Below are 20,395 nucleotides of genomic sequence, written 5' to 3'. Positions count from 1 at the left end.
CCTGGATAGATTTCGTAGCCTGTTATTCAAAATAGGCGGCTGGGTCAGTGAACCAACCTGGAGATTTCGAAAAAGGAGCGATAATGTTGATTATCCGATTTGGATACGTTTCTCATGCAGTCAGCCTTTGGGACGCTTCGCCAGCTAAAGCACTTACCTTTACAAGATACAAACAATTGCCGAAAGCGGAACGACAGGAAAAGCTTTTAGAAGTAACGCGGGCGAATTTACTCAATACATTAAGGATGCTACATTACAATGTCGGACAACAAATATTGGTCTACCGTTTTTCAAGCTCCATCGCCCCCTTGGCTACCCATCCTGAAGTTGCTTGGGATTTCATCACCCCGCTTCGGAACTTATGGCAGGAAATTGGTGAGATGGTGAACCGCTTTAAGCTAAGGGTCAGCTTTCATCCAAGCCAGTTCACATTATTTACCTCCCCTCGCGAAGAGGTTACCGCCAATGCGATTAGAGATATGATCTATCATTATCAAATGCTTGAGGCGATGGGGGTCAATGATAATGCTGTCATTAATATTCATATCGGCGGGGCTTACGGAAACAAGCTGGAGACTATTGATCGTTTCTATGAAAATCTCCGCTCCCTTCCCTCCAATATTAAAAAGATTATGACCCTTGAAAATGATGATAAGACGTACACTGCTGATGAAACCCTATTAGCCTGCCAAAAGGAAGCGGTCCCGTTTGTATTCGACTATCACCACCATGTTGCTAATCCCGGCGAAAAGACGCTGGAAGAGCTCCTACCAGCAGCATTCCAAACTTGGCAATACAAGAATAACCCGCCCAAAATCCATATTTCCTCACCAAAAACAATGCAAGCGTTTCGCTCCCATGCTGATTTCGTTGACCCCGTGTTTCTCGAGCCCCTGCTTGCAGCCGTTCGAAAAATTAACATCGATGTCGATTTTATGATTGAAGCGAAAAAGAAGGATCAAGCGTTATTAAGGCTTGTCGAGGACTTAAGCAAGCAGCGTGGTATTAAAAGATTAACTGGTACTTGCATTGAGCTTAAATAAATCCACATAAAAAAACTCACCTGTTCTGGTGAGTTTGCATTTATGTGCAACCGCTTGCAAATATTGCTTTTTTAATAAAATTATTTAAGGAAATTCCCGAGCCATGGAGATATCTTGATAAACATTTGAAAACCTAAATAAATTCCAACGATCCCAGTAATTCCAGCGAGGGCAGGAGGAGCAGGGATTGGCAGTTTAAATAAAGCAAAAATAAACCCAACAAGAAATCCAGTTATTAAAGATAGAGCAATGATTTTCATATTTTAACCTCCTTCGGTTAGAGATGTCAGACGTCAGCCCACCTTTGTTATTTTACCATATGATTAGCTTTCCACGCCATCTAAGTTTGTTTGTCTGAAATTATTGCCATTTTTGAGAAAAACGAAGAAAAGGCTGACCCGAAATGGGACAGCCTTCGTTACGCATGGTTTACATTTTTTCAGGTGCAGAAACCCCGATCAATGCCAAGGCATTACGAAGTGTAATTTGCACTGCTTTTACTAATGAGAGACGCGCTTTTGTCTTTTGTTTATTCTCAAGATCTAATACTTTTTCAGCATTGTAAAAGCTGTGGAAAGTGGAAGCCAGATCAAAAATATAATTGGTAATGCGGTGTGGCATCCGCTTTTGCGCTGCTTCAGAAACGGCTTGCGGGAACTCGCCTAATTTCTTTAACAGCTCGATTTCTTTTTCAGCCCCAATTAACGAGAACTCAGCATTCTCATCCAGGGTTAAGCCTTGCTCTTCTCCCTGGCGAAGGATACTTGAAATTCTAGCATGAGCATATTGCGCATAATAAACTGGATTCTCATTCGATTGGGAAACCGCCAAATCCAAGTCAAAATCTAAATGAGTGTCTGCAGAGCGCATCGCAAAGAAGTAACGAACCGCATCAAGGCCCACTTCTTCAACAAGCTCACGCATCGTTACTGCCTTACCGGTCCGCTTGCTCATTTTCATTTTTTCACCGTTTTTATAAAGGTGAACAAGCTGAATGATTTCTACTTCAAGTGCCTCTCGGTCATAGCCGAGCGCTTCAATTGCCGCCTTCATCCGCGGAATATAGCCGTGATGATCAGCACCCCAAATATTGATCAGCTTTTCAAAACCGCGCTCAAGCTTATCTTTATGGTACGCGATATCTGGCGTTAAGTAAGTGTAAGAGCCGTCCTGTTTGATAAGAACACGATCCTTATCGTCACCCATCGGCGTTGTGCGAAGCCAAGTGGCTCCCTCTTCCTCGTAAATATGACCGTTGTCTCTTAGCGTCTTTAGTGCTGCATCAATTTTTCCATTATGATAAAGCGATGTTTCAGAATACCAAACGTCAAAACCGCAACGGAAGTTTTCAAGGTCCTTCTTTAGCTTTTCCATTTCATACTTCAAACCGTACTCGCGGAAAAAGTCAAAACGCTCCTGTTCATCCACTTGCACGTATTTGTCGCCAAATTCTTCAGCTAAACGCTTGCCAATTCCAATAATATCTTCCCCATGGTAGCCGTCTTCCGGCATTGGTTTATCCATGCCGAGCGCTTGGAAATAGCGAGCTTCAACGGAAAGGGCAAGGTTATTGATTTGATTTCCAGCGTCATTAATATAATATTCGCGGGAAACGTCGTAGCCCGCTTTTGCTAAAATATTGCAAAGCGAATCACCGACAGCTGCACCACGGGCATGTCCAAGGTGGAGGTCCCCCGTTGGGTTCGCCGATACAAACTCCACTTGGATTTTTTGATGATTCCCAACGGTTGTTTCGCCGTATTGTTCATCTGCATTTAAAATTGACGGAATCAGCTCTGTTAAATAGCTGTTATTCATGTAAAAATTAATAAACCCCGGTCCGGCAATTTCCAACTTTTCAATTGACGCCTTTGAGGTATCGAAGTTTTGGATGATTTCTTCCGCGATAGCACGCGGCGGTTTTTTCGCAATTCGAGCCAGCTGCATCGCCATGTTCGTGGAATAATCTCCATGTAACTTGTCCTTCGGTGTTTCTAAAATAACATCAGGAATATTGTTTTCTGTGTCTGAGGCAAGCTTCGCCTTGATAACAGCTTGTTTGATTTCTTGCTTTAGCTTTGATTGAACCTGTTCAGCAATATTCATTTACGTTCCTCCTCGTATTTGATTTCGAGATGATATGTACCGGCAAGGGTTGCTTGCATCGATAAGTCATAGTGCAGATTGATCATTCCCTCGTTTGTTTCTTTGTTATGGGAATGGTCAATTGATTTGGCTTCCGTTATGATTTCCATCAATCCGTGTGGGGAATGGTATGTTCCGGATACTGCCAGTCCTTTCCGGAATACCATCCGCATTTTGACCGCTCCATTGCGGAGAATTAACACTTCGTTCTCGGCCATTTTGATCATTGTATTGACAGGGCCAACCTCCATTGCTTCCTCGTATCGCAGGAAGCTCGCCGTTGCGGTTTGCTGGTAACGGCCAAAGGCGGTTAACTCATACGTTTCGGTATGATCACCATGATCAATCATCGTTTTTACGTTTATTTTTACCGGTATTGGTTCCGTCGTCATCTTAGCAGGCAACGGCAACACTCCCTTTGTTGGTATGCTTTTCGTTTGATTGTCTATATTTTTGGGCATTTTTCATCTATTATAACCTTTTTAGTATAAATTTACCGTTTGGAAAGCGCAAGGAGTGAAACCGAAAAAAACGGAGACCATCAACCAGTCCCCGCTTAAAAACAAAATTTATTTTACCCAGCCTAAAATCATTTCACGAATCAACTTCGCTGCTGTATTGACAGTTTGCTCAGAATGATCGTAAACTGGTGCCACTTCGACTAAGTCCGCGCCCACTACATTGACATTTGAATTAGCGATTGCGTGAATCGAAGCGAGTAATTCTTTAGAAGTGATTCCGCCAGCGTCTACTGTACCTGTTCCTGGAGCATGAGCCGGATCTAGAACATCGATATCAATCGTAACATAAACCGGACGGCCCGCAAGCTTTGGCAGAACTTCCTTCAAAGGCTCGAGAACTTCAAACTTGGAAATATGCATGCCCACTTCCTTCGCCCACTCAAACTCTTCCTTCATGCCTGAGCGAATCCCGAATGAAAAAACATTGCCAGGTCCAATTAAATTGGCGGCTTTACGGATTGGCGTTGAATGTGAAAGCGGTTCGCCTTCATAGCTTTCGCGCAAGTCCGTATGAGCATCCATGTGAATGATGGCAAGATCCGGGTATTTTTTGTACATCGCCTTGATAACCGGCCATGTTACTAAATGCTCTCCACCCATTCCAAATGGGAATTTATCAGCAGCTAGAATTTGGGAAACGACTTCCTCAATTTCATCAAGACTGCGCTGTGGATTCCCAAATGGAAGCGGGATATCCCCAGCATCAAAATATTTTACTTCATCTAATTCACGGTCTAAATAAGGGCTGTATTCCTCTAATCCAATCGATACCTCACGGATTCTTGCGGGGCCGAAGCGTGAGCCAGGACGATAACTTACCGTCCAGTCCATCGGCATTCCGTAAAGAACAACCTGACTCTCCTCAAAGCTCGGATGGCTTTTAATAAACACGTTACCCGAATAAGCTTCATCAAAACGCATAAAAAGTCTCCTCCTCCTATAATACAGCACCGCAGTGGGGGACAGTCCCCCAGCACGGCACCGCTGTAAAGCAACGGGGGACTGTCCCCCACTGCTTTACTTTAGTAAATCGCCGACGAATTTTGGTAATACGAAGGCGGCTTTATGTAGTTCTTTTGTGTAATATTTTGTTTCGATTTCGTGGAAGCGGTCCTCCGCAACCTCTAGTGGATCGTATTTCTTCGATCCAACTGTAAACGCCCACATTCCACTTGGGTATGTTGGGATATTGGCAATATAAAGCCGCGTAACTGGGAAGATTTCACGAACATCTCTTTGGACGTTACGGATTAAATCCGCTTTAAACCAGGGATTATCCGATTGCGCAACAAAAAGACCATCTTCCTTTAAAGCCTTTGAAATGCCGGCGTAAAATCCCTTCGTGAACAAATTCACCGCAGGACCAACAGGCTCAGTCGAATCGACCATAATTACATCGTACTGATTATCACTGTTCGCAATGTGCATAAAGCCATCATCAACCTGCACATCCACACGCGGATCATCCAACATTCCGGCAATTTCGGGCAAGAACTTCTTCGAATACTCGATGACCTTGCCATCGATATCAACAAGCGTCGCCACTTTCACACTGGGATGCTTCAATACTTCACGGATTACGCCGCCGTCGCCTCCGCCTACTACTAAAACGTTCTCCGGATTAGGGTGAGTAAATAAAGGCACGTGCGCCACCATTTCATGATAGACAAATTCATCTTTAACAGAGGTCATAACCATACCATCAAGCAGAAGCATATTGCCCCATTCCGCAGTTTCAACCATTTCAAGCTTTTGAAAATCTGTTTGCTCTGTATGTAAGGTGCGTTCCACTTTCATTGTGATCCCGAAGTTTTCTGTTTGCTTTTCCGTAAACCAAAGACCCATTCTTAACGCCTCCTCTATTAAAAATAGTACCTATATTCAATTATCTTTCCCCATCCGAATAATTACAAACATGAGAAAAAGTATAGTGGAAACTAGCAAAATTGCAAGCAGAATTTTAGATTTTTTTGTCGAAATTGGGGAACTCCCCCAATCAAGTTGCTCTTTAAAAAGCAAAAATACTAGCCCGCTTTTTTCCCAAACAAAAATGTTTAAAAATACCCTTTTTATTCCATACTGTTAATATTGTTTTTTTACAAAAAACTAGCCTGTTGATTTCCGCTCCAGGCACTCCCTTTCCGCGGGGGAGTCCGGGAGCCTCCTCGGCGCCGTGCGCCTGTGGGGTCTCCCGTGCCACCTTCTCCCGCAGGAGTCTCGTGCCTTCCGCTCCAATCAACATAGTCAACAATAAGCATTAACACAACAAACTATTAAGAAAAGAGAGGTGACTCAAATGGAAATTATAACGGATCATCGCTTTCGCAGAACGATTAAATATTTACGAGCGCTATTTTTTATAAGTTTATTAGGATTCATTATCATGATGATTCTGTTATTCGGCGTGCTGGGCTATGCCAAATTCCTTGGGGCACCGCCTCTTGCTGTCCCACAATCAACCCTGTACTATGCCGACGATGGGACCATCATTGGGGAAAGCAATTCAGGGCAAAAGCGCTATTGGCTCCCGCTTGAAAAAATTTCTCCTTCATTAGTAGATGCGATCATTGCGATAGAAGACCGAAATTTCTACGAACACAATGGCTTTGACTATAAACGGATTGCCGGGGCAGCGCTTGCCGATATTCGAGCAATGGCCAAGGTACAAGGGGCCAGCACGATTTCCCAGCAATATTCCCGGAACCTTTTTTTAGAGCACGATAAAACGTGGAAACGGAAGCTCCACGAAGCCTTCTACACAATTCGCCTAGAAATGAACTACTCAAAGGAAGAAATATTAGAAGGCTACTTAAACACCATTTACTTTGGTAACGGCGCCTATGGCGTACAAGCAGCAAGCCAGTATTATTTTGGCAAAAACGCAGGCGCGTTAACGTTGGCGGAAGCCTCGATGTTAGCCGGAATTCCAAAAGGTCCTGGCGTCTATTCGCCGCTTGTCTCGATGGATAAAGCCAAGCAACGTCAAAAGCTCATCCTAAATTCAATGGTCAACAACCATCTTATTGCTAAAAATAAAGCAGATGCGGCAGCGAAGGAGCCGATTTCCATTGTCGGCGAGCATCAGCATACGAAAACCGGAATTGCTCCGTACTTTCAGGATGCCGTCCGCCAAGCCTTAACATCTGACTTGCAAATCGACGAACGAACCATTGAGCTGGGCGGTTTAAAAATTTACACAACCCTTAATCTAAAGCAGCAAGAAATTGCCGAGAAAACCGTAAAAAAACTCATTTCAAATGAATCTGAGATTCAAGCAGGACTTGTGGCAATGGATCCGCGCACCGGTCAGGTAAAGGCCATGATCGGCGGCCGAGATTATCAAAAAAGCCCGTTTAACCGCGCCGTTCAAGCGTTAAGGCAGCCGGGTTCAACGATCAAGCCGCTTGTGTATTATGCAGCATTAGAGCACGGCTTCACACCGTCGACAACGATGAAAAGCGAGCTGACAACATTCCGTTTTGAAAACAATCAGCCGGAATATACGCCTCATAATTTCAATAATCAGTATGCAGAAAAAGACATCACCATGGCTCAAGCTCTTGCTGTCTCCGACAATGTCTTTGCGGTAAAAACTCATTTATTTTTAGGTGAGGATACACTCGCTAATACGGCTAAAAGGTTTGGGATTTCATCAAAGATTGAAAATGTCCCGTCCGCAGCGCTTGGCACCTCAGTGGTAAGAATGTTGGAAATGGCCAATGCCTATAGTCTGTTTGCCAACGGCGGCAAAAGTGTGGAACCTGTATTAATTGAAAAAGTGGAGGATCAACATGGAAATATCCTCTACAATAACAAGCAAACGAAGGAGCAAATCCTTCAGCCAGAGCTTGCCTATGTGATGACCCAGATGATGACGGGGATGTTTGATAAAAAACTGAATGGATATGCAAGCGTAACAGGGGGCTCTCTCAGCAATAAAATGACCCGTCCGTATGCCGGAAAATCTGGGACGACAGAGTCGGACAGCTGGATGATCGGTTTCGCCCCTCAGCTCGTCTCCGCAGTCTGGACGGGCTATGATAAAGGAAAGCCGCTCGAGCTGACCGTTGAAAAAACATATGCAAAAAACATTTGGGTAAACTTTATGGAAGAATCATTAAAGGACGCACCCGTAAAAAAGTTTAAAGCACCAAAAGGTGTCGTCGGGGTCCAAATTGATCCCGAAAACGGTCTGCTCGCTACAAAGGATTGTCCTGTTAAACGGAAAACGTATTTTGCAGCCGGTACAGAGCCGACTGACTATTGTACTGACCATATTGATAATCCTGGTAAGGCGAAAAAGCCGAAACAAACGAAACAACAGGAAGAGGGCGATAAAGCGCCTTGGTTTAAGCGAATATTCGGCTCCTAGTCTAGAGCCAGCTCGCTTTTCCCAACAAAAAACCCCGGAAATAATCCGGGGTTTTTCGTGTCCTAGCTTCATTTTCTCGTAACGTTCGTCACTAGTTTACAATTTTTATCCAAAACCTGCAAGATATTAATTAAAAAAATTTTCAAACTGTTAAATCATCTCTTAATTGTTGTGAGGATAGCTCCCACATTTTCAAATTATGATTTTGCAAATAGTCCGTTAATATTTGCTTTGATTTTGGGTCCATATGATCAACAATAATCTGGCGCTTTAATGATTTATCCATCCGGTTGACATGCTCAGGCAATGATTTATAGCCGCGGCGGATTTCGCGGTCAACGGTCATTTCACAGGCTGTCACCCCAGCGTAATAAGGCCCTTCTTCCTTGCGGTCAATCGTTACCCAAACGAGCCAATACGGCTTGCCATTTGGCACTTCGTCACGGTTCGGCAGAAATTTAATCCCCTTTTCAACAACGCTTCGGGCATGCATCGCGCCGACATCAACCTCGGCCACTCCGGCATCGACATCAATGATAACCGGTGAAATATTATCCAGGCTGAGTGTTCCAGCCCCGTACCCTCCATGACCTTCAGTCGGATCATTTTTAATAATGTTAAAGCCAATTGGCTTCTTTTTCTTTTCTTCCATTCTTATACCCCCTTAACTTTTACATTAGCAACTGTGAAAAGAACTGATTAAACCCATCTGCAATAAATGGAATGACCGAATTCATGATTGGATGAATCGTGTATTGGTCAAGCGGTGTGATTACCAAAATTAAAAATATAAGCGCGCCATAGGATTCATATTGTGTCAGCCGTGGTCGGATATGCTTTGGAACTAAATCCTCGACAATTCGATACCCATCCAATGGCGGGAATGGCAATAAATTAAACACAAACAACACGAGGTTTAATTGTATAAAGATATTTAGAAAATCTTGTAGATTCATTAGCGTTCCCTCCGCTAATCCTGCTCTGACGGAGGCGTACCATGTCAAAAAGCCGAGCATTGCCATCACTAAATTACTAAGTGGTCCGGCAATGGAAACGGATATTCCAGCCAGCCGCGGATTTTTAAAGAAAAAGCGGTTAACTGGCACCGGTCGTGCCCAGCCAAAACCAGCAATAAAAATCAACAGCGTCCCAATCGGGTCCAAATGTTTCATAGGGTTCAAGGTTAATCTCCCCTGATTCTTCGCCGTTGAATCACCAAACTTATAGGCCACAAAAGCATGGGCAAACTCGTGCACCGTAAAGGCAACCATTAAGGTGATGATAACATAAGGCAGATCCTGTATTGAATATCTTAAAAACTGAGCGAACTGGTCCACTCCCTCAACTCCTTTTGATAAAGGCTGTGTTAAACTTGACTGTTGATTTCCGCGAGAGGCGCTTGCTTTCCGCGGGGCGGGCGCCTTCCGCTCCAATCAACATTGTGTAAAAAAATCACACTGAGCTTTAACACAGCCTTGATAAAAAATAAATCTATTTAAAGCATACTATTTCATGTTGTTTTAGCCGACCTTTTTTGATTAGCTGTAAGTTTCTCTCATTACTACTATACGTATTCCACTAATAATGATTACAAGGCTCACTAAAAGTATACATGAAACAAGACAGAATGTGAAAAATGATGGATAGGCTCTTGCTTTATGATAGAAAATATGAAAAACTACTTACGACAATAGAAAAAGGAGGAACTACATATGCCATACGTAACGGTAAAAATGTTAGAAGGCCGCACTGAAGAACAGAAAAAGGCCTTAGTTGAAAAAGTAACTGAAGCTGTAAGTGAAACTGCTGGAGCTCCTAAAGAAAATATTGTTGTATTTATTGAAGAAATGCCTAAAAATCACTACGCTGTTGCTGGGGTTCGCCTAAGCGACAAGTAATATTTGCAATAAAGAAAGCTAAGCACTAGTGCTTAGCTTTTTCTTTTAATGCATCAATATAGGCATAGGCTTCGTCGATTTCTTCAAGCGTGTAACGTTGATTGCTTTTCAGTGTAAACACCTTTTCCTGTACCTCTTCCTTTGGAAGATTATTAAAATATAAAACAGTCGAAACGAGCTCAAGAAATCTAGCATTCTGACCGTTCATATCAACAAGGCATTCCGGAAGCGCCGGCATATCGACTTCATTTACACTCAAAAACTCTTTTCCGGTATCCGTCAGCTCATAGCGGTATTGGGAATAACCGCCTTTATTCTCTTTTATTTCATTAACAAAGCCCATATTGCAAAGCTCCTCAATCCTTAACGTCAGCTCCTCGGAATAGGGACCATAAAAATGAAACTGGAAGCGTTCTTGAAAAGGAAACGAGATTTTTTTCGCAATATAAATCATCTTTTGCAATTTCTTCCGGCCGGTAATTTCTCCGGACACGGCAATCGCGTTGACTATTTTCGCATGGTCTTTTAACAAAACAAGTCAGCTCCTATTTTTCCTAGTGGAGTATTAACAAAAATGCATGTATGATCTATTACCTTATCTATCGTGATCACTGCTCTAACAGCTCTCGAATTTGCTTTTTGACATTTTTCTTCGATGAAAGATCTTCAATGAAATCAGCTGGGTAATAGAGCTTATGGTCCGTGCGTCTTTTCCCGGAAATGGCATCGACTATGTCAGATTCCCGTGACAGCTCGCGCAGCTCCCCGTTTTTCATAAGCAGGTGGATTGGCAGTCGTTCTTCTTCCTCACCAGGCCGATAAAAATCATACGGTAAATCGGAAGAGGAATCAACAACCAAATAATAGTCCGGATCAAGACCAGCCTTTTTAAAAAGGGCTGATAATTCAGCAAGCTTGCGATATTCCTTAGCTGGATCAAATTCTACATATTTAAATAAATTACGATTCAAAAAGCGACGCGACAAGTCTCGCAAAATTGGATCCTCTTCATCCTCCCATAATTGGAAATAATAAAGGATCACCGCTTCGTCTAATTTTAAATAGTCTTCTAACTTAACTTTATTTTCAAAGAAAGAAGAAAAGTGCACCGGATCAAATTGAAAAGCATACTTGTTTTCATAGAGATATTTAGCTCGATGCAGGATTTTCGTTAAGATCACTTCTGCACTTCGGGTAACCGGATGGAAATAAACTTGCCAATACATTTGGTAGCGGCTCATTATGTAGTCTTCAACCGCATGCATACCGCTATGTTTGATGACAACCTGATCTTCACGCGGCCGCATCACCCGCAAAATCCGCTCCATATCAAAATGACCATAGCTAACCCCAGTAAAATACGCATCGCGCTGCAAGTAATCCATTCGGTCCGCATCAATTTGACTGGAGATTAAGCTGACAACCAGCTTACTAGAATACGTTTTCGCTATCACTTCAGCCACTTTTGTCGGAAAATCAGGACTAACTTTCGTTAACACTTGATTTACTTCGGTACGCCCTAAAATGATGGCTTGAGTAAATTCCTCATGATCAAAATCAAATACTTTTTCAAAAGAGTGTGAGAACGGACCGTGGCCCAAATCATGGAGCAAGGCGGCACATAAGGATAGCAATCTTTCACTTTGATCCCACTCCGGACGCCCTTCAAACACATTATCAATGATCCTTCTAATAATTTCGTATACCCCTAACGAGTGATTAAAGCGACTGTGTTCGGCACCGTGGAAGGTTAAAAATGTCGTCCCCAGCTGCTTAATTCTGCGCAGCCGTTGAAATTCCTTTGTGCCAATCAGGTCCCAAATCACTTTGTCCCGAACGTGAACATAGCGGTGAACGGGATCTTTAAATACTTTTTCCTCATTTAATTTCTCCGCCGCATATTCCATTAGTTTCCCCTTTTCATCGTATTCCTTGCATACATGTATCTATTATAGCCCGTTTTTTATTTCAATTCACGAGCGATTCAGTGAACATTTTTCAGTATTATTGAAAAATAAAAATCACCTAGGATGAGAATCGAAGGTGATTTTTATTTGACCTTTTTTATGATCTTTTCAATCAATTCATCTTCGGTTAAAGCGGCAAGTGGCCGATTGTTCACGAAGGCGAATGTTTTTTTGCGGCCTGGCCCACAATAGGATTGGCAGCCAATTTCTATTTTCGCTTCAGGATCGATTTGCTTTAAACGGGGCAGGAGTGTTTTTAAATTAACACCCTGACAGTCGTCGCAAACTCTAAATTCGTTTGCCATTATTGGACAACCCTTTCTCCGATCTATATTTTAACTTTTATATTTTTTCCAGTGATAAATGTTTCAGTCTTAATACTAAGCGTATTTTACAGTTTCTCTCTGTCTAATGCAAGTTGAAACTTTCATTCATCCTAAACGGGATTAACTTACAAACAGAATAGTAAAATATGCAAAAATCTATTATCCTTGCATTACTTTTGTATAAAACTTGAAATAACAGGGAATGATAGGACTACAATTGTAAAATTCAATCATTTGATTTGGGAGTTGAGGAAATGAAAGTACGTCAAGACGCATGGACGGAGGAGAACGATTTATTGCTGGCAGAAACCGTGTTAAGGCATGTTAGGGAAGGCAGCACTCAGTTGAACGCCTTTGAAGAGGTTGGCGATAAGCTTAACAGAACATCTGCCGCATGCGGTTTCCGCTGGAACGCTGTTGTCCGCCATCAATATGAAAAAGCTCTGGATTTAGCTAAAAAGCAACGAAAACAACGACAAAGAGTACTAGGAAAGGACCAAGGTGGAAAGAAAAAGCTTCTTTATACACCACCTGTTGTTCAGGTTAGTGACTTTGAACCAACCATGATTACAGCCCCTAATCCTAGCGAAGAGGAATTTGCAGAGGAGTTAAACCCAATGCCAGCTATTGCGGTTACACCAGCTTCAAGTTCGGTAACCATCCCGAAAACTGCTTCAAGTTCAGTAACCATCTCGCAAACGGGCGGCATGTCAATAGAGACAATCATTTCGTATTTACAAAACTTAAATCATTCCAATCTTCATGTTGATATTTTAAAAAGTGAGAATGAAAGATTGAAACGTGAACTGGCTGATTTAAAGAAACATAATCAAGAGCTGCAAGCAAAAATAAACCATCTTGAACAGGATACGGAAACGATCCAAGAAGACTATGAAACCTTAATGAAAATTATGAACAGAGCAAGAAAGCTAGTTCTGTTCGAGGAAGAAGATCGTCCGCAGACAACCTTTAAGATGGACCGAAACGGCAATCTTGAAAAAGTTGCGGAATAAGGGAGAATTGGCAACGCATCTATTTTAAAAAAAGCCGCATCCATCATGGAGCGGCTTTTTCTAATCGGTTTTATAAGTCTTTGATTCGCGGGGGCTTCTAGCTCTCCTGCAGCATTTTCTCGTTTCGTTCAACCACGCGCTGATAATAATCGGCAAACAGCGGAGTTTCCTCGACTGTCAGCTGCCCGGAATAAATATGTCCTCCGGTTTCCTTTATTGTTTTTAAAAATCGTAACATGACATCGGAGACACTTAGTTGCGTACCGAATAACTCTGATAGAGAAGCCATTACTTCCGGATTAATATCAGGGTATTTAAACTTTGTCTGCACACCTTGCGTTGCTCGGTCATAAAACCCCTTAATCAGCTCAGCTCGTTTCGCACCGCTGTCTGTTACACACAAATAGATTTGAACGGCAACCCCGTTTCGCAGGCGGCGCTGCGATATCCCTGCAAACTTTTTCCCGTTTATGCTTAAATCGTAGCTTCCAGGACAATATGATGCGCTGATTTCGCGGGCTTCAATTTCATGAGGAAAATCAGCAAACATCCGCTTGATTAACAGCCACATTGCCTCATAACCTCGATTTATATCAATTCCTTTTTCTGCCTCAGGAAAGACCAATGTTAAATTTAGGACTCCTTCATCGAGAACGACAGCTAATCCGCCAGAATTTCTCACGATAAAGTGATAGCCCTGTTCCTCAAGATACTTGAGCCCGTCCGCTAAAAAGGGGAGCTTCGTATCCTGAATGCCAAGCACGACTGTTTGATGGTGGACCCATGCGCGAGCCGTGGCCGGCGCTGTTTTTGACCCGACAGAGTTGCACAGCGTATCGTCCATTCCAAAGGACTGCAATGCATCAAAATGAACGCCTAACCCGGATTGATCGATAATCCGCCACTGGGCTTGGCTCAATAAACTAAGAGCTTCATTCATGATTTTGCTCCTTTTTGATAAAAAATTTTAAGATATTATACCATATTGGGGGTGGTTTGTTCGTTTATGAGCCGTTTTGGCAAGTTTATGAGTCGTTTTCGGGATTTTATGAGCCGTTTTAATAAATTTATGAGCCCATCTCAGGATTTTATGAGCCAATGTGGACATTGTCACATATATACAAAACTAATAAAAAGGTTCCATTCTCGAAAACCACAAAAAAGAGCCAGCCCCTAAAGACCAGCTCATAAAACCTATTATTGATTTAACGCCTGTCCAGCCGTAATCAACGCTAACTTATAAACATCCTCAGCATTACAGCCGCGGGATAAGTCGTTAACAGGGTGGTTTAAGCCTTGTAAAATCGGACCAACCGCTTCAAAATTACCTAAGCGCTGGGCAATTTTATAGCCGATGTTGCCAGCTTCCAAGCTTGGAAAAACAAATACATTTGCATCACCTTGTAACACAGAACCTGGTGCCTTAGACTTAGCAACCGAAGGAACAAATGCCGCATCAAATTGGAATTCTCCGTCAATGATGAGCTGTGGGTCACGTTCTTTTGCCAGTTCCAACGCCGCTGAAACCTTTTCTGTTTCCGGAGATTTCGCAGAGCCCTTTGTAGAGAAGCTTAGCATCGCTACGCGTGGTTCTAAATCAAACATCACTGCAGTCTTTGCACTTTCTACGGCAATTTCAGCAAGATCATTGCTGTCCGGAGCAATGTTGATTGCGCAATCTGCAAACACATACTTCTCCTCACCGCGAACCATAATAAACACGCCAGATGTTTTTGAAACACCTTGCTTCGTTTTAATGATTTGCAATGCCGGGCGAACTGTATCCGCTGTTGAATGGATCGCACCGCTGACAAGACCATCCGCCTTATTCGTATGTACTAACATAGTTCCAAAGTAATTTTCATCTAGAAGAATTTTGCGAGCATCTTCCTCTGTTGCCTTGCCTTTACGACGTTCCACAAAGGACGCTACCAGCTCATCCATTGCTGCGTAATTCTTTGGATCATAAATTTCACAAGCTTCCACTGATACATTAAGCTCAGCTGCTTTCGCCTGAATCTGTGCAATATCTCCAATAAGGATTGGAGTCAATATTTTCTCAGTTGCCAATCTGCCAGCAGCTGTTAAAATACGCTCATCAAGTCCTTCAGGAAATACAATTTTCACATCCCGACCATTCACTTTTGCTTTTAAATCTGTAAATAGATCTGCCATAAATTATCCTCCTTAAGTACACTCTTCTTTAGAATACTCTACCACCCGAAAAATTCAATATTTCATTGAGTCAATAGCGCTTCCAGATAAAAAGTTGTTCTATTCTAAATTTTTTAATTGTAAGAATACTATCGATACATATTTATATTCTCCTATTTTAGGGAAACATATCCGCTTTTCTACATAGAATGACAATTTATTCCACCTGCAGTGTTTATTCGTATGTGTCACGGCTAAACTATGGTATAGTAATGTTGAGAATTTTTAGAAACGTACTAGGAGTGATTTGTAATGAGTGAAGCAGCACAAACCCTTGACGGTTGGTATTGTTTACATGACTTCCGAACCGTCGATTGGACAACTTGGAAAATGTTATCTAGCGATGAGCGTCAAACAGCAATCCATGAGTTTTTAAGCCTTGTCGAAAAATGGAATTCCACTCAATCTCGTAAAGAGGGAAGCCATGCTCTTTATACAGTTGTTGGACAAAAAGCAGATTTTATGATGATGATTTTACGCCCAACAATGGAAGAATTAAATGAAATTGAAACCGAATTCAATAAAACTAAGTTGGCTGAATATACGATTCCAGCTCATTCTTATGTTTCAGTTGTTGAATTGAGCAATTATCTTCCGGCAGATGAGGATCCTTATCAAAATCCTCAAGTGTTGGCTCGTCTTTTCCCGATTTTGCCAAAATCAAAATACGTTTGCTTCTATCCAATGGATAAGCGACGCCAAGGCAATGATAACTGGTATATGCTTCCGATGGAAGACCGCCGCGATATGATGCGCAGCCACGGTATGATTGGTCGTAAGTATGCTGGGAAAGTAAAACAGATCATCACTGGTTCTGTCGGCTTTGACGATTACGAATGGGGTGTTACCTTATTCGCCGATGATGTTCTTCAATTTAAAAAGCTAGTATATGAAATGCGTTTTGACGAAGTAAGTGCCCGGTACGGAGAATTTGGCTCTTTCTTCGTTGGAAATTTACTTAAAGAAGATCAGGTTAGTAAATTTTTACACGTAAATTAACAATAATAAAACTCCCGGATACCTAGTCTGGGAGTTTTTTAAGCTGTGTTAACCTCAAAAACATTCCTCATTATTACATCCGATTATCGAGATAATCCAAACTCAATACTCATATTTTTCCATTCGCTTCATATTATTTAATTAGTGATTTTATTAAATATGGTTTTAGGAGGGAAACTAATTGAGCTATTCAAATCCTTATTTGGATTACAGAGTATATCCGCAAGCTTACTCCTCTTATGGAGCAGGGACACAACCAATGCCGCAAATGCCCGGTCAAATGCCCGGTTTTACTGGTAAAGCGCCTAGTTTTGCTGCACAGGGAGCTTTCCCGCCAGCTGCATCCGGCGGAATTCCGCCGATGCCGACTGGATTTCAACCAACTCAGCCTCAGCCTCAGCCAATGCAAGCTCCAGGAGCCCAGGTTCCGGGCATGCTTCCGATTGAAGAGTCATATATTGAAAATATTTTGCGTTTAAACAAAGGAAAGCTTGTTACTGTTTATGCAACTTTTGAAAATAATCGAGAATGGAATGCCAAAATATTTAAAGGGATCATTGAAGCTGCGGGGAGAGATCACCTTATCCTGTCTGATCCACAAACAGGAATGCGCTTCTTAATTCCGATGGTCTATTTTGACTATGCAACCTTTGACGAAGAAATCGAATATGAATATCCTTTTGGGGCAGGTCCTGCGCTCGCATCATATCCTCCTCGATAAAAGTAAAGCCCGAGCTTATTTTACGACAAGCTCGGGCTTCATTCATTTACAACTTTGATAAGCTATAAGTATTTTACTGCCGCTACAATAATCAAAATCCACGCAGCTAAAAAGGCAACTCCACCGAAAGGAGTAATCGCTCCTAAAATACTAATTTTCGTTAGTGCCAGTACAAACAAGCTTCCGGAAAACAATACAATTCCTGCGAGCATTAACCAGCCCGAAGTTGAAACTAACGAACTAGCTGGCAATTTAGCTACTAAAAACCCTACAACCAGTAAGCCAAGTGCGTGGTACATTTGATATTGAACACCTTTATTCCAAATATCCAAATAATACGGATCGAGCTTATCCTTTAGACCATGAGCTCCAAAAGCTCCTAGAGCCACAGATAAAAAGGCGTTGATTGCTCCTAAAATAATAAAAACTTTCATAATTATCCCCCATCCTTTATGTTCAACCGAGTAAACGGTCATCTCCCTAAACATCCCTCTTAAAAATCAAACAATGAATCTCCGTTTGCTTCGTCATCTTCCACCTTAAGCGGCTGCGTTATTATGCTGCTCATCGGCGGCTTAGCAATGGGAGCACTTTTTTCTGTTACGGTTCTCTCTTTTACAGGCTCTTCTAAGACAAGCTCGCATAAGGTTTTAATCGCTTGGATTTTTTCGCGTATTTCCGATTGTGAAGCGGAGGCTTTCGCTTCCTTTAGCTCTTGTTCCATTTTTTGTAATAGTTTTTGAATCGTGATTGTCATTTGAACTCACCTCATTTTCTGCAGGCTGCATGGCTAGGTGTAAATAATTTGTCTGTTTCACGTGAAACAGGGAATTTATCGTCGGAATTTATCTAAGAACAACTGACTCTATTCTAACTCATTTGTTTTTTATTTTCACAATACTTAGCTTATAAAAAACAAGCTTTGTAAACGTGGCTGTTGATTTCCGCTGCAGGTGCTCCCTTTCCGCGGGGGAGTCCGGGAGCCTGTCTAGCTACAGCGGCTAGGGGCTCGGGGTCATAAGCCAATCCGGCAAGAAGGTCAAAGAACGACCTTCTTGCCGGCTCGTCTTATGCCTGTCGCCCCTGGGCAAGCCGCTTCCGCTTTTCCTTCTCCTCGGCGCCCTAGCGCCTGTGGGGTCTCCCGTGACACCTTCTCCCGCAGGAGTCTCGCACCTTCCGCTCCAATCAACAGCTTGCTCAAAATCAACAATGTTCTTTAACAAAGCCAAAACAAAAAACCCGTATAAGGATACGAGTTTTGCTGTTAGCCAAGCAGCCTTTGGTATAAGGATTTGGCGTGGTTTAGATCTTTTGTTCCATGGACTAGGGCACGGCCGTCTCCGAAGATGACCATCCTTGTTCCATCATAATCGACTGATAGTAGGTAAGGGTTCGCCTTTACACCATAGCCTAAAGACATTAATTGGTTTGCTAAGCGTGATAAGTCCAGCTGTTCTTGTTTTGGAGGACGAATCTGAACTGTATCCCTTCCACAAAGCACCGTTGATTTCGTCATATTTTCGCTGTCCAAATATGGGTAAGTTGGATGTTCCCCGCATGATAAACAGCTTGGGTCCTTTGCTTTGCCCATTTTCATGGTAGAAAACTGATTTCGCCATAAATCAAAGCTGACAAATCCTGTCCGTAACGCATCAAAATCTTCAACGAGAATCTTTAATGCCTCTGCAGCTTGATGAGCAATAACCATTTGTACAGCAGGAGCAATGATTCCGCCCGTATCACAGGTCATCCCTTGAATCGGTACTGCTTTTAATAAACAGTTTAAGCAAGGTGTTACTCCCGGAATGACGGTAAAGCTCATCCCAAAGCTGCCTACGCAAGCTCCATAAATCCAGGGGATTTTATATTTTTGAGAAATATCATTAATCGTCATTCTTGTTTCGAAATTATCAGTTGCATCAAGAATTAAATCGACACCAGGAACAAGTTCAGCTAATAATTCAGCGGTTGCATCGCCGATGATAGCCCGAATCTCTACATCAGAATTAATCGCCTTCAACCGCTTTTCTGCTGCTGCAGCTTTTGGAAGTTTTTCCTGCACATCCTCTTCGGTATACAGCTGCTGGCGCTGCAGGTTGCTTGCCTCCACATAATCACGGTCAATAATCGTAAGTTTACCGATTCCAGCTCTTGTGATCATTTCGGCACTTCCAGATCCTAATGCCCCCGCTCCAATAATCAATACATGTTTACTGCTAATCTTATCTTGACCACCTGAACCGATGGGAGGGAATAAGGTTTGGCGTGAATATCGTTCAGACATCGTGTGTGTACCTCCCTTGGATCAACCACCGCTTACTGGCGGGATAAAAGCAATGACATCACCCTCGTGAATTTCCTCATCATTAGCAGCAAATTCCTCATTAATGGCCGTCATCACCGTATCCAACTTCAAAACCGGGTATTTTTCAGCAAGGATTTGTTTAAGATCAGCTATTGTTTTACCGGAAAGCTCCAACGTAATAAATTCTTCCCCGACTGTATCACGGAGGTGAGCAAAAAACATAACCTTATTCACGCAAATCCCCCTCTTCTGGTTTTCCGGTTGGATATGATACTGTCTCTAGTTGGTTGCCAATCCATTTTTCTCCGTCTTCCCAGTGTTCTTTTTTCCAGATTGGAACGATTTCCTTAATTCGCTCAATCGCATAGCGATTCGCTTCATAGGCATCGGCACGATGTGGTGTTGAAACCGCAATGACAACAGCTACATCGGTAATGTCTAATCTGCCGACACGGTGTGTTATCGCTACTTGAGTTCCCGGCCAACGTTCAATAATTTCCGAACCGATTTGCTCCAATTTTTTTACTGCCATTGATTCATAAGCCTCGTAGATAAGATAGAGTGTTTTTTTCCCTTTTGTCATTTCACGGACCGTTCCAATAAAAGTGGTAATGGCACCGGCATCACGCTGAACGACTTTATTAATGACCGATTGAATATCAATGTTTTCTTTAGATATTTCAAAATTCATAGCTGATTCACCCCTAAATATCAGGTTATAGATTGATAACCTATTTTAATTGGAAGTACTCTTTATGTTAGGCTTGTTAACTTGTTGATTTCCGCTTCAGGCGCTCGCTTTCCGCGGGGGAGTCCGGGAGCCTCCTCGGCGCTTTGCGCCTGTGGGGTCTCCCGTGACACCTTCTCCCGC

General features: G+C 42.5%; 23 protein-coding genes. 6 read left to right on the top strand and 17 right to left on the bottom strand.

From position 1 onward, the window contains the following. The first annotated feature begins 86 nt into the window (after positions 1–86). A complete protein-coding gene (gene uvsE / locus ACI48O_RS09110; RefSeq protein WP_435561626.1) occupies positions 87–1,043 on the top strand; it encodes a UV DNA damage repair endonuclease UvsE in 957 nt (318 codons plus the stop codon). Between the two features lie 80 nt (positions 1,044–1,123). Here uvsE and ACI48O_RS09105 read toward each other — a convergent pair whose 3' ends face one another. The 5 genes from ACI48O_RS09105 to speE all read right to left on the bottom strand — a co-directional run bounded on the left by ACI48O_RS09105 (position 1,124) and on the right by speE (position 5,554). Then, complete coding sequence (locus ACI48O_RS09105) at positions 1,124–1,303, bottom strand: XapX domain-containing protein (protein WP_435561476.1); 180 nt, start codon at positions 1,301–1,303, stop codon at positions 1,124–1,126. Positions 1,304–1,472: 169 nt separating this feature from the next. Then, positions 1,473–3,149 (bottom strand): arginine--tRNA ligase, encoded by a 1,677-nt coding sequence (argS, locus tag ACI48O_RS09100; protein WP_435561474.1) that lies wholly within the window; start codon positions 3,147–3,149, stop codon positions 1,473–1,475. Further along, positions 3,146–3,592, bottom strand: a complete 447-nt coding sequence (locus ACI48O_RS09095; RefSeq protein ID WP_435561472.1) for a YwiB family protein — start codon at positions 3,590–3,592, stop codon at positions 3,146–3,148. Before ACI48O_RS09095 ends, argS begins: the two co-directional genes overlap by 4 nt. A 165-nt stretch (positions 3,593–3,757) precedes the next feature. Then, a complete protein-coding gene (speB, locus tag ACI48O_RS09090; protein ID WP_435561471.1) occupies positions 3,758–4,630 on the bottom strand; it encodes an agmatinase in 873 nt (290 codons plus the stop codon). Between the two features lie 96 nt (positions 4,631–4,726). After that, the gene (gene speE, locus ACI48O_RS09085) at positions 4,727–5,554 is read right to left on the bottom strand and encodes a spermidine synthase (protein ID WP_435561470.1); all 828 of its coding nucleotides are present in this window, start codon (positions 5,552–5,554) and stop codon (positions 4,727–4,729) included. Positions 5,555–6,005: 451 nt separating this feature from the next. On the opposite strand from speE, the gene ACI48O_RS09080 reads away from it, so the two are divergent. Next, positions 6,006–8,081 (top strand): transglycosylase domain-containing protein, encoded by a 2,076-nt coding sequence (locus ACI48O_RS09080; RefSeq protein WP_435561469.1) that lies wholly within the window; start codon positions 6,006–6,008, stop codon positions 8,079–8,081. Positions 8,082–8,223: 142 nt separating this feature from the next. Here ACI48O_RS09080 and ACI48O_RS09075 read toward each other — a convergent pair whose 3' ends face one another. After that, positions 8,224–8,733, bottom strand: a complete 510-nt coding sequence (locus ACI48O_RS09075; protein ID WP_435561467.1) for a YwhD family protein — start codon at positions 8,731–8,733, stop codon at positions 8,224–8,226. Between the two features lie 19 nt (positions 8,734–8,752). Next, positions 8,753–9,352, bottom strand: coding sequence for a site-2 protease family protein (locus tag ACI48O_RS09070; protein ID WP_435561625.1), 600 nt, complete (start codon positions 9,350–9,352; stop codon positions 8,753–8,755). Positions 9,353–9,793: 441 nt separating this feature from the next. Between ACI48O_RS09070 and ACI48O_RS09065 the strand changes: the two genes are divergently transcribed. Next, positions 9,794–9,979 carry a 2-hydroxymuconate tautomerase gene (locus tag ACI48O_RS09065; protein ID WP_435561465.1) on the top strand — a complete coding sequence of 62 codons (186 nt, stop codon included), beginning with the start codon at positions 9,794–9,796 and terminating at the stop codon, positions 9,977–9,979. 25 nt (positions 9,980–10,004) lie between these two features. Here ACI48O_RS09065 and ACI48O_RS09060 read toward each other — a convergent pair whose 3' ends face one another. The 3 genes from ACI48O_RS09060 to ACI48O_RS09050 form a co-directional block, all read right to left on the bottom strand. Then, positions 10,005–10,511 carry a YwgA family protein gene (locus ACI48O_RS09060; RefSeq protein ID WP_435561463.1) on the bottom strand — a complete coding sequence of 169 codons (507 nt, stop codon included), beginning with the start codon at positions 10,509–10,511 and terminating at the stop codon, positions 10,005–10,007. Between the two features lie 76 nt (positions 10,512–10,587). Further along, positions 10,588–11,886: an HD domain-containing protein gene (locus tag ACI48O_RS09055; protein ID WP_435561462.1), complete on the bottom strand. Its 1,299-nt coding sequence runs from the start codon at positions 11,884–11,886 to the stop codon at positions 10,588–10,590. 143 nt (positions 11,887–12,029) lie between these two features. After that, positions 12,030–12,251 carry a YuzB family protein gene (locus ACI48O_RS09050; RefSeq protein WP_435561461.1) on the bottom strand — a complete coding sequence of 74 codons (222 nt, stop codon included), beginning with the start codon at positions 12,249–12,251 and terminating at the stop codon, positions 12,030–12,032. Between the two features lie 275 nt (positions 12,252–12,526). On the opposite strand from ACI48O_RS09050, the gene ACI48O_RS09045 reads away from it, so the two are divergent. Further along, complete coding sequence (locus tag ACI48O_RS09045; RefSeq protein ID WP_435561460.1) at positions 12,527–13,285, top strand: RsfA family transcriptional regulator; 759 nt, start codon at positions 12,527–12,529, stop codon at positions 13,283–13,285. Between the two features lie 97 nt (positions 13,286–13,382). Here the strand turns inward: ACI48O_RS09045 and lipL are convergent, their stop codons facing one another. Together lipL and pta are read right to left on the bottom strand one after the other, a co-directional pair. Beyond that, on the bottom strand, positions 13,383–14,225 hold the full coding sequence (gene lipL, locus ACI48O_RS09040; RefSeq protein WP_435561459.1) for an octanoyl-[GcvH]:protein N-octanoyltransferase: 843 nt from the start codon (positions 14,223–14,225) through the stop codon (positions 13,383–13,385). A gap of 257 nt (positions 14,226–14,482) precedes the next feature. After that, a complete protein-coding gene (pta, locus tag ACI48O_RS09035; protein ID WP_435561458.1) occupies positions 14,483–15,460 on the bottom strand; it encodes a phosphate acetyltransferase in 978 nt (325 codons plus the stop codon). A gap of 291 nt (positions 15,461–15,751) precedes the next feature. On the opposite strand from pta, the gene hemQ reads away from it, so the two are divergent. Next, positions 15,752–16,498 carry a hydrogen peroxide-dependent heme synthase gene (gene hemQ, locus ACI48O_RS09030; protein ID WP_435561457.1) on the top strand — a complete coding sequence of 249 codons (747 nt, stop codon included), beginning with the start codon at positions 15,752–15,754 and terminating at the stop codon, positions 16,496–16,498. Positions 16,499–16,679: 181 nt separating this feature from the next. Continuing rightward, positions 16,680–17,219, top strand: coding sequence for a spore coat protein GerQ (gerQ, locus tag ACI48O_RS09025; protein ID WP_435561455.1), 540 nt, complete (start codon positions 16,680–16,682; stop codon positions 17,217–17,219). A gap of 62 nt (positions 17,220–17,281) precedes the next feature. Here the strand turns inward: gerQ and ACI48O_RS09020 are convergent, their stop codons facing one another. The 5 genes from ACI48O_RS09020 to ACI48O_RS09000 all read right to left on the bottom strand — a co-directional run bounded on the left by ACI48O_RS09020 (position 17,282) and on the right by ACI48O_RS09000 (position 20,215). Further along, a complete protein-coding gene (locus ACI48O_RS09020) occupies positions 17,282–17,653 on the bottom strand; it encodes a DUF423 domain-containing protein (protein ID WP_435561454.1) in 372 nt (123 codons plus the stop codon). A gap of 59 nt (positions 17,654–17,712) precedes the next feature. Further along, complete coding sequence (locus ACI48O_RS09015; protein ID WP_435561453.1) at positions 17,713–17,976, bottom strand: YwdI family protein; 264 nt, start codon at positions 17,974–17,976, stop codon at positions 17,713–17,715. Between the two features lie 507 nt (positions 17,977–18,483). Continuing rightward, positions 18,484–19,503, bottom strand: coding sequence for a thiazole biosynthesis adenylyltransferase ThiF (locus ACI48O_RS09010; RefSeq protein WP_435561452.1), 1,020 nt, complete (start codon positions 19,501–19,503; stop codon positions 18,484–18,486). A 21-nt stretch (positions 19,504–19,524) separates the two neighbouring features. Then, positions 19,525–19,758: a molybdopterin converting factor subunit 1 gene (gene moaD / locus ACI48O_RS09005; protein ID WP_435561450.1), complete on the bottom strand. Its 234-nt coding sequence runs from the start codon at positions 19,756–19,758 to the stop codon at positions 19,525–19,527. After that, entirely contained in the window at positions 19,751–20,215 is a 465-nt protein-coding gene (locus ACI48O_RS09000) for a molybdenum cofactor biosynthesis protein MoaE (protein WP_435561449.1), read from the bottom strand. Before ACI48O_RS09000 ends, moaD begins: the two co-directional genes overlap by 8 nt. Between the last annotated feature and the right edge of the window lie 180 nt (positions 20,216–20,395).

The sequence above is a fragment of the Neobacillus terrisolis genome (genome assembly GCF_051233475.1).
In the GTDB taxonomy this organism is placed as follows: Bacteria; Bacillota; Bacilli; order Bacillales; family Cytobacillaceae; genus Bacillus_BU.
The sequence above is the reverse complement of the archived record's forward strand: the minus strand, read 5'-3'. Positions and strand labels throughout refer to the sequence as shown.

Excerpts from the sequence above, each read along its gene's own strand:
- lipL (WP_435561459.1), bottom strand. The coding sequence starts at position 14,225 with ATGAATGAAGCTCTTAGTTTATTGAGCCAAGCCCAGTGGCGGATTATC.
- ACI48O_RS09075 (WP_435561467.1), bottom strand. The coding sequence starts at position 8,733 with ATGGAAGAAAAGAAAAAGAAGCCAATTGGCTTTAACATTATTAAAAAT.
- speB (WP_435561471.1), bottom strand. The coding sequence starts at position 4,630 with ATGCGTTTTGATGAAGCTTATTCGGGTAACGTGTTTATTAAAAGCCAT.
- ACI48O_RS09105 (WP_435561476.1), bottom strand. The coding sequence starts at position 1,303 with ATGAAAATCATTGCTCTATCTTTAATAACTGGATTTCTTGTTGGGTTT.
- ACI48O_RS09070 (WP_435561625.1), bottom strand. The coding sequence starts at position 9,352 with ATGGTTGCCTTTACGGTGCACGAGTTTGCCCATGCTTTTGTGGCCTAT.
- ACI48O_RS09000 (WP_435561449.1), bottom strand. The coding sequence starts at position 20,215 with ATGAATTTTGAAATATCTAAAGAAAACATTGATATTCAATCGGTCATT.
- ACI48O_RS09020 (WP_435561454.1), bottom strand. The coding sequence starts at position 17,653 with ATGAAAGTTTTTATTATTTTAGGAGCAATCAACGCCTTTTTATCTGTG.
- pta (WP_435561458.1), bottom strand. The coding sequence starts at position 15,460 with ATGGCAGATCTATTTACAGATTTAAAAGCAAAAGTGAATGGTCGGGAT.
- ACI48O_RS09065 (WP_435561465.1), top strand. The coding sequence starts at position 9,794 with ATGCCATACGTAACGGTAAAAATGTTAGAAGGCCGCACTGAAGAACAG.
- ACI48O_RS09010 (WP_435561452.1), bottom strand. The coding sequence starts at position 19,503 with ATGTCTGAACGATATTCACGCCAAACCTTATTCCCTCCCATCGGTTCA.
- ACI48O_RS09050 (WP_435561461.1), bottom strand. The coding sequence starts at position 12,251 with ATGGCAAACGAATTTAGAGTTTGCGACGACTGTCAGGGTGTTAATTTA.
- ACI48O_RS09055 (WP_435561462.1), bottom strand. The coding sequence starts at position 11,886 with ATGGAATATGCGGCGGAGAAATTAAATGAGGAAAAAGTATTTAAAGAT.
- argS (WP_435561474.1), bottom strand. The coding sequence starts at position 3,149 with ATGAATATTGCTGAACAGGTTCAATCAAAGCTAAAGCAAGAAATCAAA.
- ACI48O_RS09045 (WP_435561460.1), top strand. The coding sequence starts at position 12,527 with ATGAAAGTACGTCAAGACGCATGGACGGAGGAGAACGATTTATTGCTG.
- ACI48O_RS09015 (WP_435561453.1), bottom strand. The coding sequence starts at position 17,976 with ATGACAATCACGATTCAAAAACTATTACAAAAAATGGAACAAGAGCTA.
- ACI48O_RS09080 (WP_435561469.1), top strand. The coding sequence starts at position 6,006 with ATGGAAATTATAACGGATCATCGCTTTCGCAGAACGATTAAATATTTA.
- speE (WP_435561470.1), bottom strand. The coding sequence starts at position 5,554 with ATGGGTCTTTGGTTTACGGAAAAGCAAACAGAAAACTTCGGGATCACA.
- hemQ (WP_435561457.1), top strand. The coding sequence starts at position 15,752 with ATGAGTGAAGCAGCACAAACCCTTGACGGTTGGTATTGTTTACATGAC.